This is a genomic window from Dokdonella sp. (assembly GCF_049593775.1).
GTDB lineage: Bacteria > Pseudomonadota > Gammaproteobacteria > Xanthomonadales > Rhodanobacteraceae > Dokdonella.
Window position 1 is genome coordinate 15,099 of sequence record NZ_JBAWHJ010000477.1, and the last position, 12,432, is coordinate 27,530.

General features: G+C 61.7%; 11 protein-coding genes. 3 read left to right on the plus strand and 8 right to left on the minus strand.

Going from position 1 to position 12,432, the window contains the following annotated elements; translation table 11 throughout:
• Positions 1 to 44: 44 nt before the first annotated feature.
• From WBP53_RS16415 to WBP53_RS16440, 6 genes are all read right to left on the minus strand, one after another.
• Entirely contained in the window at positions 45 to 2,222 is a 2,178-nt protein-coding gene (locus WBP53_RS16415) for an LPS-assembly protein LptD (protein WP_423930826.1), read from the minus strand.
• 161 nt (positions 2,223 to 2,383) lie between these two features.
• Positions 2,384 to 3,310, minus strand: a complete 927-nt coding sequence (locus WBP53_RS16420) for a histone deacetylase family protein (protein WP_423930827.1) — start codon at positions 3,308 to 3,310, stop codon at positions 2,384 to 2,386.
• A gap of 10 nt (positions 3,311 to 3,320) precedes the next feature.
• Complete coding sequence (locus tag WBP53_RS16425; RefSeq protein WP_423930828.1) at positions 3,321 to 3,875, minus strand: cob(I)yrinic acid a,c-diamide adenosyltransferase; 555 nt, start codon at positions 3,873 to 3,875, stop codon at positions 3,321 to 3,323.
• Entirely contained in the window at positions 3,868 to 4,464 is a 597-nt protein-coding gene (locus tag WBP53_RS16430) for a hypothetical protein (protein ID WP_423930829.1), read from the minus strand. The genes WBP53_RS16425 and WBP53_RS16430 overlap by 8 nt, the downstream gene beginning before the upstream one ends.
• A 68-nt stretch (positions 4,465 to 4,532) precedes the next feature.
• Positions 4,533 to 5,138, minus strand: coding sequence for a histidine phosphatase family protein (locus WBP53_RS16435; protein ID WP_423930830.1), 606 nt, complete (start codon positions 5,136 to 5,138; stop codon positions 4,533 to 4,535).
• A 40-nt stretch (positions 5,139 to 5,178) separates the two neighbouring features.
• Positions 5,179 to 8,139 (minus strand): M14 family zinc carboxypeptidase, encoded by a 2,961-nt coding sequence (locus WBP53_RS16440; RefSeq protein ID WP_423930831.1) that lies wholly within the window; start codon positions 8,137 to 8,139, stop codon positions 5,179 to 5,181.
• 369 nt (positions 8,140 to 8,508) lie between these two features.
• On the opposite strand from WBP53_RS16440, the gene ubiH reads away from it, so the two are divergent.
• The 3 genes from ubiH to WBP53_RS16455 all read left to right on the plus strand — a co-directional run bounded on the left by ubiH (position 8,509) and on the right by WBP53_RS16455 (position 11,575).
• Complete coding sequence (ubiH, locus tag WBP53_RS16445) at positions 8,509 to 9,723, plus strand: 2-octaprenyl-6-methoxyphenyl hydroxylase (protein WP_423930832.1); 1,215 nt, start codon at positions 8,509 to 8,511, stop codon at positions 9,721 to 9,723.
• Positions 9,720 to 10,919: a UbiH/UbiF/VisC/COQ6 family ubiquinone biosynthesis hydroxylase gene (locus WBP53_RS16450; protein WP_423930833.1), complete on the plus strand. Its 1,200-nt coding sequence runs from the start codon at positions 9,720 to 9,722 to the stop codon at positions 10,917 to 10,919. The genes ubiH and WBP53_RS16450 overlap by 4 nt, the downstream gene beginning before the upstream one ends.
• A 359-nt stretch (positions 10,920 to 11,278) precedes the next feature.
• Positions 11,279 to 11,575: a hypothetical protein gene (locus tag WBP53_RS16455; RefSeq protein WP_423930834.1), complete on the plus strand. Its 297-nt coding sequence runs from the start codon at positions 11,279 to 11,281 to the stop codon at positions 11,573 to 11,575.
• Positions 11,576 to 11,652: 77 nt separating this feature from the next.
• Here WBP53_RS16455 and WBP53_RS16460 read toward each other — a convergent pair whose 3' ends face one another.
• Together WBP53_RS16460 and WBP53_RS16465 are read right to left on the minus strand one after the other, a co-directional pair.
• Complete coding sequence (locus WBP53_RS16460) at positions 11,653 to 11,943, minus strand: hypothetical protein (protein WP_423930835.1); 291 nt, start codon at positions 11,941 to 11,943, stop codon at positions 11,653 to 11,655.
• A 28-nt stretch (positions 11,944 to 11,971) separates the two neighbouring features.
• Positions 11,972 to 12,432: hypothetical protein (locus tag WBP53_RS16465; protein ID WP_423930836.1), on the minus strand; the 461-nt coding region annotated here is incomplete at its 5' end.

Sequence of the window (12,432 nt, forward strand, 5' to 3'; positions counted from 1 at the left end):
CGGAGTTGCTGGCCGGGCCCCTGAAGGGGCGTCCGGAAGCGGCATTATTGATAGCCCAGAATAGCACGACGCAGGAAATTTCCGGTCTTCTGGCCGATCGAGCCAATGCCCTTGAGTTCGATTTCGAAATATAGCGAATTGGTCATGTCGCGCTCGAAGCTGCTGACATAGCGTCGTGCCAGCAGGCGCCAGGTCACGCAACAGCTTTCGTGTTCGAAGCCGGCGAATACGTCCAGCGTCCGGTCGTCGCGCAGGGAGTAGTTCCAGCGTCCCACCAGCCGCCAGGCATGATTCAACGGAATCAACGCCGAGATATCGGTCTGTTCGAGCAGGTCACGACGGAAGCGATAGGAGACATTGAACGCGCCGCCGTCGCCGAAGCGGTTTTGCAGCGCCACGGTGGCAAGTTCGGTTTTTTCCGAGTTCGGATTCCACTGTTCGGAAAACACGGCGCGCCAGCGGTCGTTGATGCGCAGATCCAGTTCGCCGACATAGGTGGAGCCGGAGAAATCAGTCTCGGGAAGTCCATAAAGCTGCACGCGCTGATCGTCGAAATAGCGGATCTGACCAATGCTGGCCGAAACCCGCTCGTTGCCGGTGCTGTCCTCGATGATGCGTGAAGTCAGTGCCAGGGTCAGGTTGTTGGCATTCATCTGGCGGTCGGCACCGACGAAGCGATTGGAACGGAACAACTGTCCGAAACTGAAAGGGACTTCCTGGGTATCGAATACCGGCAGGTTGTCCTGGTTTTCGTATGGGACATGCAGGTAGTACAGGCGCGGCTCCAGCGTTTGCGTATAGCTGTCGCCGCCCAGCTTGAGCGCGCGCTCAAAGCGAAGCCCGGCATCGAGACTGGCGATCGGAAGGCCGCGATCCGGTGATTTGTCAGTGTCGCGATCGATCTCGTAGCTCGTGTACCGGTAGCCGATCTGTGGACGCACGAACCAGGCAGCCGCTTCAAGCGGATAGGCCAGGTAGGGGAACAGGTCGATTCGGCTGCCATCGACGGCTTCGTCCTTGGAAAACGAGACGAACTCCGAATCGATGCCGACATCGAAACCGCCGATGAGCTGGTGTTCGGCGTCGAAGGTCACGCGCGGGAGACGGCGGTAGGGCTCAGCCTGCAGTGGAATGGCAGGGTCGGTGATCTGGTACTCGTCACCACCCACCTGGGCTGACCACCAGCTGCCCTGGCCGACCAGGTAGGCGCTGGAAGGCAACAGGGTCGTGGCGGCGATATTCAGGCTGCGTCCGAAATCCTCGAAATAGCGATCATCGGAAACGTGGTTGAGGTTGACGACCGTGCCCCAATTGGCGCTGAAGCGGGTGCGATCGTCCCAATGGAACAGGCTGCGCTGTTCTCCGGTATCGAGATCGTTCGGCAGCCATTCGAATTCCACGGTTCCACGGCTGGAGTCCGTCAGGTAGCGAAACTGGCCACCAAGCATCAGGCCGCGCTCGGTCATCAGGCGCGGGGTCAGGGTCGCATCGTAGTTGGGCGCCAGATTCAGGTAGTACGGAATCGAGATGTCGACACCGAGCTCGTTGTTGTAACCGATCTCGGGATAGAGAAAACCGGACTTGCGACGATCGTCGATCGGAAAGCTTGCGTAGGGCATCCAGAATACCGGCACGTTGCCGACACGCAGGGTGACATCGCGTCCGTAGCCAACACCGCTTGCCTGGTCCAGGTCGATTTCCCCGGCACGGAATTCCCAGCCCGGCGAATCCAGCGGACAGGTGCTGTAGGTGGTGCCGGTCAGTTTGGCGTGCTCATCGCCGTCCAGGGCCGCCGTCGTGGCGCGACCATTGCCGCGCGAAGACAGCAACTGGTACCGAACGTTGTCGAGCCTGGCACGGCTGGGCTCGGTGCTGCCCGTAGCATCACTGGCTGACAGCAGGATGTCGCGATCCTGATAGCGCACGTTGCCTTCTGCGGTCCATTGCGTGGAGGTCTGGGCGTAGGTGAATCGGTCGGCACGGATCAGCTGGTCCAGCTGCCGGATGCTGACGTCGCCGGTCAACACGTAATTCTCGCCATCTGCCGATTGCGTCTCCAGTGCCGTGATATCGGTATCTGCGAGCGCGCGATCACCGCTGCTCGGCAGGCCAGGCACATAAAAATCAAGCAGGTCACTTTTCTTGCACTGCGACCAGTCTGGCCCGGATGCCTCGCAGACCAGGGTGCCGATTGGGCAGCCAGGTGCCTTTTCTGCAGCCATGACTGACATCGGAAGACACATCATCACGGCGGCTGTGATGGCGCGCCGGCGGGGAGAGCGGACGGGTGAGTGCAGCACGATCGTGGGTTTGGCCAGGTTCGGGGTGGCGCTAGCTTGCCCAATCGCCGCGATACGGGCAAACACTGATTTGATTCTGCCGTTCAAGAGCCTGACAACGCGTTGATGTGGGCCATCGTGGATTCGCGCAAGGCGGTCAGGCTGTAGCCACCTTCCAGGCTTGATATCACGCGGCCCGAGCAGTGTTTTTCGGCAATGGCGAGCAGTTGCCTCGAGACCCAGGCGAAGTCTTCCGTTTCGAGGTCCAGATTGGCAAGCGGGTCCAGCCGATGGGCGTCGAATCCTGCCGAAATCATCAGCAGTTGCGGCGCGAACGCATCCAGGGCCGGCAGGATGCGCGTTTCGTAGGCGGCCCGAAACTGATCGGAACGGGCACCTGCCGGCAGCGGTTCATGGAGCAGGTTGCCTACGCCGTGTTGGCTGCGAGCCCCGGTGCCGGGATAGAGCGGACTCTGGTGAGTGGAGGTGTAGAGAACGCGCGCATCAGCGGCGAATATGTCAGCCGTGCCATTGCCGTGATGCACATCGAAATCGACGATCGCGACGCGTTCAATTCCGTGCACCAGCAACGCCTGCGCGGCACCCACGGCAATATTGTTGAACAGGCAGAAGCCCATCGCCACGGACGCCGTGGCGTGATGTCCAGGTGGACGCACGGCGCAGAACGCGCGCTGGCTGCCTCCGGACATGACCGCATCAACGGCTTGGCAGACAGCCCCGGCGGCACGCAGTGCCGCTTCCACGGATCCCGTGGAAACCACGGTGTCGGCATCTAGATAGCGGTAGCCGCTGGCCGGAGTCGCACCCAGTACCGTGTCGATATGGGCAGGCGTGTGTACGCGCTCCAGTTGTTCGCGGGTGGCGCGCTGTGCCTCGATCCGATGAATGGGCAGGCAAGCGGGGTCTTCCAGCGCCTGCATGACGGCGACAATGCGTGAAGGTGATTCCGGGTGACCGGGCCCTGGATCATGCGCGTGGCATGCCGCATGCGAATAGACGGCAAGCTTCATGGTCACTCGTTCAGATCTTGACGCGCTCGTGCTGCCAGAGCACTTCACCGTGCTTCGAGGCGCGGGCGAGCACGCGGGCAATGACGAAAAGCAGGTCCGACAAGCGGTTCAAGTAGCGGATGGCTTCGCCCCGTACCGTTTCGACGCGTGACAGCGCAATGACTTCGCGTTCGCTGCGGCGGGCGATCGTGCGTGCCAGGTGGCATTGCGCCGCTGCCATGCCGCCGCCCGGGAGGATGAATTCCTTGAGCACCGGCAGATCTTCGTTGAATCCATCCAGCTCAAGTTCCAGCCGGCTGATTTCGGTATCGTGAACCATGGCCATGCCCGGGATACAAAGCTCGCCACCCAGGTTGAACAGTTCGTGCTGGACGCGCAGCAGTACTTCGCGCACCGGATCCGGCAATTCGCAGGCCAGCACGACGCCAATGGCGCTATTCAGCTCATCCACGCATCCGTAGGCGTTGACCCGGCAAGAATCCTTGCCAACGCGGGTGCCGTCGCCGAGACCTGTGCTGCCGTCGTCGCCGGTGCGTGTATAGATTTTTGAGAGTCGATTACCCACGTTGCCCGCTGGCTTGGGATTGGTTGGCAAGCAGGCGCAGCCAGCGCGTGCCGATGACGTGAGCGGCGGCACCGACGCAAACCCATGCGGCGGTCGTGCGCAGGTATGGCAGGTACCAGTCGGCGAGATTCTGCATCCAGCCATCGAGACTGCGGGCGGCGATGCTGTCGCTGAGCCAGTAGAAGCTGCCGTTGGAAACCAGGAAACACAGGCTGGTCGCCGCCAGGGTGACACCGGCGAGCATGCCCAGCGATGGCAGGTCGAGCCCGCTGTAGCGCGAACGCAGCCAGCTTCCGCCGGCCCACATCGCGGCATAGGCCGGAATCAGGAACCAGTACGCGGCCGACATGCAGTAGTGGCTCCAGAAGCTCAGCCCCTGACTGCTGATGACCAGGAAGTCCACGAAAACGGCGAGCGCCATGAGTGCGGGAAATGCCCAGCGCATGGAGCCGCGCAGATAGAATCCTGCGGCCAGGAACACGGCCCAGGATGCGTCCGGCATCGCGCTGAAGTGATTGATACGGGTGCCAGCCATGACCAGCGCCAGAAGGATGAAGAGGCCGATGCGTTGCGGCTGGGAAAGTGTCATGTCGCGTATTCCGGGGTGATCAAGTCCCATATCTTAGCCGATGCACGCAGGCCACGGCCCGGGATGACTCAATTGGCTTCGAATCGGGTGGAATTGATATGGCGAACCTCGAACTGGCCCGCGGTGTAGCGGATACGGCTGGTGCACGCCTCGTCGACGGCCATTGCCAGCGCACGGCCGGGTGGTAGGCCCAGGGCATGGCAAAGCAGGGCCCTGATCGATCCGGCATGGGCGATGGCGAGCACGCAGTCGTCGCGGGCTGTCGAACCGAGCAGGGCGGCCAGCCACGCCCCGGTGCGTCGAATCACGTCGGCGAAACTTTCGCCATCGGGCGCTTCCTGGATCACCCAGTTTTCCTGCCAGTGGTGATGCCGGCTGGCATCGGCCCGGACGATGTCGTTCCAGTGCTGTCCGTTCCAGGTGCCGAAATCCTGCTCGCGAAGCCTGGCGTCGGACAGCGGCTCGATCGCGAAGGCCGCTGCAAAAATCTGTGCGGATTGCTGTGCCCGGCGCAGATCGCTGCTGAACAGGAAGCGCGGAGCTGCACCCGTCCAGTTGGCTGCAAGTTGCTGGACGCCGGCAAATCCCTGGTTGGAAAGTGCCGTGTCGGCCTGGCCCTGGCAGATGCCGGGGCCGGCTTCGGTGGCGCCATGACGCACAAGAATGATGTCCATGCAGGACTAGCCCTGGCAATACATGAGTGCGCGCGATGGCTCAGAGTGCATCGAAGTTGAGAATCGCGTTGGTCACCAGCGGGTAGCTGCCAAGCGTCGCTGCACGCCACATCGGATTGATCGCAAACAGCAGCACATGCCCCTTGCCGAGGCGCGCATCGACGACCGCGGCGCGCTGGGCAAGGCTTCCGCCATTGTCGAGCAGGCCCGATACCAGCAGGTCACCCTGATCGGCGAAGCGAAGCAGGGCGCGCGGGCGCTGGTCCGGCGGGATCAGGAACAGGTTGTTGCGCGCTTGCTCGGCATTCAGCGGCAATGCCTGCCAGGGCTTCACCGAAGGCAGTTCGGGCGGCTCGACATGGCCTGGACCCTGAGGCAGGTCCACATCATCGGGGCCGCCACGTCCGGTCGGCCGCTTGTGGTCATCTGCGCTGGTCATGTAGCGATTGCCGTCAACCCGGTTGCTCACGTTGAACGCCATGCCAGCCGACGAATACACGGAGAACGGCTTGTCATAGCCCCAGGTCACCGGGCTGGCCGATTCCGTGGCCTGGGCGTTCACCAGGGTGCCGGCGATGCGCAGGTCACCCTTTTTGGCGATACTCACGCCTGGTGCGAGTCCGGTATCGATGGCGAACTCGGCGGTGTCTTCTGCGGTGATCAGCAGCCCGCCCTCGCTGACGAATCGCTTGAGGTTGCCGATGCCACTGTCACCGAGGCCAGGCCGGATATCGTCAGTGCTGTCGATGCGGCCCAGATTGGGTGTCAGCGTGGACTTCTTCCATGGCATTGCATTGCCGTACATCGGCAGTCCATCGATGATCATTCGTGTGTTGCCGCGACCAACCGGTGCGAACACGATCACATCGAAGCGCTTGCGCAAGGATTCGATCTTCGCGACATCCTGCGTGCTGATATAGGTATAGGGAATGCCGAGACCATCCATGGCCATGCGCCACCAGCCTTCGGTCTGCGTGCTGATCCAGGTGTGCATGATGGCAACACGCGGCAAGCCCAGCTTGCGCGTCGCGATTTCCGGCAATGAATCGGTGGCGAACACGTCGAGTCCAAGTTCGTCCGCACGTGCGTCGAAACCACTGCCAGGACGGCGCACGATCAGTGAGCCTGCGGAGAATTCGCGTTCGCCAATTTCGAAGCGTTCGCTGGCGACTTCGATGCCCACGCCCTTGTTGGCAAAACGCAGCGAAGCCAGCTCGGCCGCCGCCGGATTTGCGACGACGCGCATGCTGCCTGTGCCCTCGATGGCGGAGGTGGCCAGCGGAAGCGATACCGGCTTCATCGACGCCTGCAGGATGGCGGTATCGGTAACGCGTTCCACATCCACGCCAAACTGGTCGCCCAGAGACCAGCCAGTGTCGTCATACGGATTCTTCTGCGGATCTTCCGGTGCCCAGTACTGGCGGTCGAGCAGGACATCCGCGATGCGCGAATAGGGCTGATCCATGCGCACGACAAAGCTGCCTGCGGGGAAGCTGCGCGTGGTCGGCTCGCCGGACTCCGATTCCTTCCCTTCGACCTTGCCGTCGCTGGCCGTCCTGGATGGCTTGAGCTGCACGGTCAGTGCGGAATCGAGACGATGGATCTCTGCCTTCTGTACTTGCAGTACCTCGAGCAGCTTCAGCTGCGCGCTTCGCCGTGGCTCATCAGCCGACAGCACATACGCAGCAGGCCCCGAGTCGATGGCCTTGTTGACCGAGCGCTTCGACTTCAGCCAGTAGTTGCGCAGGAATTGCTGGCTGTTGCCGGCGAAATAGTCCAGCGCGGACAGCATGCCGCTTTGTGAATAATTGTTGTTGTTTCGTTGCGACCACATCACTTTCGCATAGGGCGGGTTGGGTCGATACCAGGTGCGCTCATACTCTTGCGGATCGAGGATGCGCTCCTGCGTGTCGGCCCCGCCATTGCCAAAGGTTTCATAAAGTCGGCTGATGCCGTTGTGCGTGGCTGCGATGAACATCAGGTAGCCGGGGCTCCAGGTGTCGAATTCGCCGTGGGTGAAAACGCCGGGCAAGCCGAGTCGGGTCAGTGTCTCGACATTGTTCCAGCCCAGTTGCTGCCATTCATTGACCAGGATCGGATCCACCCAGGCGTTGTACGGGCCGGCACCCACCGTGTTGTCGTAGAGGAAGGGCACCGATTCGTGCATGTCGTGCAAAACCTGCGCGTGCCAGCCGGTGTAGGTGTCGATGACATTGCGGGTCAGTGCCAGCGAGGCCAGCATCGCGTCACGATTGTTGTCATGCGCAACATAGTGACCCCAGTAAAGCAGGGGCGGGAACTGCTCGTCGGGGTGCGCGCGATGCCAGTTGTAGACATCGACCTGGCGCTCCCAGCCATCCGGTTCGACGACCGGCGTAATCAGGGTGATCATCTTCGAGCGGATCGCCTTGATATACGGGGCCTCGTCGACGCTGAGTCGATAGGCCAGTTCCATCAGGGAAGTCGGTGAACCGGTTTCCCGCGAGTGGATGGTGGCCGTGATGTAGTAGACCGGCACCGATTGCTCGATCAGTTTCGCTGCGCGATTGTCATCGAGTCCGATGCGTCTCGGGTCGGCCAGTTGCGCGAGGCGTTCGCGGTTGTTTTCCAGATCCGCGAGTAGGGCCTCGTCGGCAATCGCCACGGCAATCATCTCGCGCCCTTCCTCGGATCGGCCGATGCTGAAAACCTTGACGCGTGGGCTCGCTGCCTCAAGCGATCGCATATAGGCATGCACGGTGTCGAGCCGAGGCAGCATGTTCGGAGCTCCCGAAATGTCACCCAATGCCTTGGCGGGTGTGGGCACCGTTTCCGACGCCGGCAGGTAGTCGGTGAGTTGGGTGTTGAACGCGGGATCTGTCGTGTACTTCTTGATCTGCCCGCCGTACCAGTCATCCACCGGTTGCTTCGGATCGGGCGCGAAGCGCGTCTCCAGCGGTGATGCTGCGTGCAGATTCGCCACGCAGGCGAGCACGGCGAGTGACACGATCAATCGATGCATGAAATTCCCCAACTTCTGGCGATTGCCGAAGGCACTCATTCTGCCAGAAGGCCCCGCCTGGCGACCCGTGACAATATGCACAGACAGCGCAGGAAGCACCTTTGGGAAGCGGCTTCAGCCGCGATGCTCCTGCTTCTGATGTTTAACAAAGTGCATCGCGGCCGAAGCCGCTTCCTACGAAGATCTCGTTACCGGCGCAGACTCGCCAGAGTGCTTCGAGCTTCCTGACTTGTTGTAGGAAATGGCTTTGGCCATGATGCTTTTCCACAGATTCGCCTGGAGAATTGCGCAACGACATGGAATCTTCCTGCATGGGGCTGAGGCGATTTTCGAGGATTTTCGCGAGGTGTTTGCGCTTATCATGGGCGCATGGATGAACTGCATGACATTGTCATCGTCGGCGGCGGTCTTGTCGGCTCGAGTCTTGCCATTGCACTGGATGGCTGTGGCTTCCGGGTTGCCCTGGTCGAAGCGGCGTTGCCACGGGTATCCGCTCAGCCCAGCTACGACGAGCGCAACCTCGCGCTGGCGCGGGCAAGCATCAACGCGCTGCAATCGCTGGGTGTGTGGGCGCATATCGACAATCACGCGACGCCCATCGAGCGCATCCACATCAGCCGGCGTGGTGAATTCGGTGCCGTACATCTGGATGCAGCGAAACTTGGCTTGCCGGCATTCGGCGCCGTACTGCCGGCACGTGAGCTGGGCAATGCACTTCTACGTCGGCTCGATGAGTGCAGCGCTCTGGATCGCGTAGTGCCGGCAAAGGTCACCGGGATTTTCCCTGAGCCCGATACCATCACCTTGACCGTGCAGGAAGATGGAACTGAGCGTCGCCTGGGCACGCGTCTGCTGGTAGGTGCCGATGGCACTGAATCGTTCGTGCGCGGGAATGCAGGCATCGAGGTTCAGCGAACCGATTACGCGCAGAGTGCGTTCGTGACTACCTTGACTACCGAGCGTGCGCTGGACGGCATCGCCTACGAACGATTTACCGATTCCGGCCCGGTCGCGCTGCTTCCATTGGGCCAGCATCGCGCCGGTCTCGTGCTGACCATGCCCGCAGATGACGCGGATCGCGTCGCCGCACTTGATGACGCGAGCTTCCTCGAGCTTGTGCACGAACGGTTTGGCTATCGCGCCGGTCGTCTGAGCCGACCCGGCACGCGCAAACCCTATCCGCTGGCGCGAGTACTCGCCAATTCGCTGACCGCACCGCGAACCGTGCTGGTCGGCAATGCTGCCCAGACCGTGCATCCGCTGGGCGCTCAGGGATTCAATCTCGGTCTGCGCGATGCGCTGAGCCTGTCTGAACTGCTGGTCCAGGCGATACAGGACGATGCCGATCCTGGCAGCCCTGACCTGCTTGCCCGCTATGTTCAACGACGTCAGCCCGATCGCGATGCAACCACATCATTCAGCGATGATCTTGTGCGCCTGATGGGCAATGAATTCCTTCCGCTTCGTGTCATGCGCTCGCTGGCATTTTCCGCACTCGATCGACTGCCCCCTCTCAAGCGGCGCGTTGCCCTGCGCGGCATGGGCTTTCGTGGCGATGTCTCCGCACGGGCCCTGAGTCGATGAGCCGCCGCGGCGAACTCGACGTGATCGTAGTCGGCGCCGGTGTCGTGGGCGCGGCTGCAGCCCTGGCCATGGTGCAGGAAGGGTTCGACGTCGCCTTGATCGAGGCGCGACCGCCTCCCGAATGGAATGCTCAGGAAGAGGTTGATGCGCGCGTGGTTGCGCTGGCACCCGACGCCAAGGCCTTGTTCGATAACCTGGGTGTCTGGTCGGAAATCAGCGCTTCGAGGGTCAGTGGATTCCGGCGCATGCGTGTCTGGGATGCCTTGGCGCCCGGCGAACTCGCGTTTGATGCTGCCGATCGGGGCGAAGCGACACTGGGATGGATCGTCGAAAACCGGCTGCTCCAGCATGTGCTGTGGAAGGCATTGTCGGAATCGTCTCACCGATCGGGAACGGTGCGCCTGCTCTGTCCTGCCGAAGTCTCTTCGATCGAAAACGAGCCCGAAAGTGTCACGGTAGCTCTTGCTGACGGCACGCGCCTGCGTTCGCCCCTGCTCGTTGCCGCTGATGGCGCATCTTCGGCGATTCGCATGCAGCTCGGTATCGGCACGCACGATCGCGATTATGGCCAGCGCGCCATCGTCGCGCATGTGGGTACTGAAAAATCCCACGAGTCCACCGCCTGGCAGCGTTTCCAGCCCGGCGGGCCGCTGGCTTTGCTGCCGCTGCAGGACGGACGCTGTTCGATCGTCTGGTCGGTGCAGGCTGACGAGGCCGCGCGACTACTCGCGCTGGATGACACGCACTTCCAGGCGGAACTTGGCTGCGCCTTCGACTTCCGGCTCGGAACCATCACCTCGACCACGCGACGCCTGGCGTTCCCGTTGAAGATGCGCCTGGCCGAACGCTATGTGGACGGTCGCACGCTGCTGATTGGTGATGCCGCGCACGCTGTGCATCCGCTGGCAGGTCAGGGGCTCAATCTCGGATTGCGCGACGTCTGCAGCCTTCGCGACCAGTTGCTGCGCAGCAAGTCGCCCGAGGCTGATCCGGGGGCCGCCCATGTGTTGCGCCGATATGAACGCGAACGCCGTAGCGAGAATGTCGTGGCAGCGAACAGCTTCAGCGTGATCGAGCGCGTGTTCAACAGTGACTCGACCGCTGTCGCGGGTTTGCGCGGGATCGCGCTGGGCCTAGCCGGTCGGTTGCCCGCACTCAAGCGCGTGCTTGGAGATGCGGCGGCGGGCCGCCTCTGATCCGAATGGCGTTGCCTTGGCATCCACCTTTGCCTTGCATCATCCCTGCGAAGGCGACTGTGCAGGCAAGATGCCGGAACGAACATTCGCGTAGCGAATGGCCCGAAGGGCATGCTTCAAGAGTAGCGTGTCATCCAGTTCTCTTTGGGGGTTTGCGGAGATCGCAAAGGAGCCGGATGACCAGACATGCGTCCGTTGTAGTGCATTTCCAGCCCGCGCTCGGAATGACGAGTCTCAACTCAATGCCAGTCGTCACTGATCCCTTTGGGCAAACACCCGGATTCGTGCGATGCGACCCCTCGTTACGCCGCTATTCCGTAGCAATGCGTTTTAATCGGGGCTCCCAATTGGAGAAACCCATGCCCACGTTCAAATTCAGATTGACCGCTGGAAGCGATACCACTTCAGCCCTGATCAATCAGATCGCCTCACTGGATGGTGTGGAATCTGTCGAGGAGATCGCGGACCTGATGCCGCATATGGATGATCCGGACTCCAGCTCGGCAGGACTTCCCGACGATATGGGCCCTGGTACGCATCTGGTCCGCGTGGAGGCGGGCAACGATATCGCCATTCGTCGGGCGCTCGAAGTCGCCGAAGCTTCGGCTTTCGACAATGGCGCTGTATTCGAAGTCGTTGACGATAAAGCGCGCTGAGTGAGCCAGGCTCTGAAGTCCGTGGCGCCACACATCGAGTGCGGCGCCACGGACAAACGGAATCGAAAATCAACGAATCAGTTCTGCCCGCGCTTGCCCTGGTTGCCGCGCCCGTGCATGCCGGCGACACCGAAGTTCGATTCCGGCGAGGTTTGCGCTACCGCGGTATCGTGCAGATCGTGGTCGACTTCGGGTCCAGCGCCACCCAGTTGACCAGTATGTGCGTTGGCCGCGGGCCAGGTTGGACCCTGTCGTACGCGCTGCTTCTTCGCTTCCAGCAAGGCGCGTATCTGCGCAGCAGACTGCTTGGGTGTCAGCGGCTTCTTGCGCGCCGCGGCAGATTTCCCGGTTGCCGACTTTTTCGTCACTGAGGATTTCTTCGCAGCAGCAGTCTTGCTATCGGCGGTGCTCTTGCCCGCTGCTTTCCGCTTCGTGGCCGCTGGCTTGCTCGCTGCCACGTTCGTTCCGGCCGACTTGCGAGTGGCCTTTTTCGCGGCGACAGGCTTCTTTGCTGCCTTCTTGGCGGCCGGCTTCTTCGTGCTCGTGACGGCCACTTTCCGGGTCGCCTTCTTGTTCGCGGACGGCCTTGTGGACGGCGACTTCTTCGCGGATCTGGTTGCTGCTTTTGCGCCGGCGGCTTTGACCCGAGACGTCGATGGCTTCTTGCTCGACTTCTTGCTGGCCGCCGACTTTCCACTGGCTGCAGTCTTCCTGGCTGTCTTTGTCTTGCCGGTTCTGGAGCTGGCAGCCTTCTTCGTAGCGGTCTTCGCAGTTTTCCGTGTCACGGTTTTCTTCGTCGCAGCCTTCTTTGTCGCAGCCTTCTTTGTCGCAGTTTTTTTGCTTGCGGCTTTCTTCGT

Excerpts from the sequence above, each read along its gene's own strand:
- WBP53_RS16450 (WP_423930833.1), top strand. The coding sequence starts at position 9,720 with ATGAGCCGCCGCGGCGAACTCGACGTGATCGTAGTCGGCGCCGGTGTC.
- WBP53_RS16435 (WP_423930830.1), bottom strand. The coding sequence starts at position 5,138 with ATGGACATCATTCTTGTGCGTCATGGCGCCACCGAAGCCGGCCCCGGC.
- WBP53_RS16430 (WP_423930829.1), bottom strand. The coding sequence starts at position 4,464 with ATGACACTTTCCCAGCCGCAACGCATCGGCCTCTTCATCCTTCTGGCG.
- ubiH (WP_423930832.1), top strand. The coding sequence starts at position 8,509 with ATGGATGAACTGCATGACATTGTCATCGTCGGCGGCGGTCTTGTCGGC.
- WBP53_RS16455 (WP_423930834.1), top strand. The coding sequence starts at position 11,279 with ATGCCCACGTTCAAATTCAGATTGACCGCTGGAAGCGATACCACTTCA.
- WBP53_RS16415 (WP_423930826.1), bottom strand. The coding sequence starts at position 2,222 with ATGGCTGCAGAAAAGGCACCTGGCTGCCCAATCGGCACCCTGGTCTGC.
- WBP53_RS16420 (WP_423930827.1), bottom strand. The coding sequence starts at position 3,310 with ATGAAGCTTGCCGTCTATTCGCATGCGGCATGCCACGCGCATGATCCA.
- WBP53_RS16440 (WP_423930831.1), bottom strand. The coding sequence starts at position 8,139 with ATGCATCGATTGATCGTGTCACTCGCCGTGCTCGCCTGCGTGGCGAAT.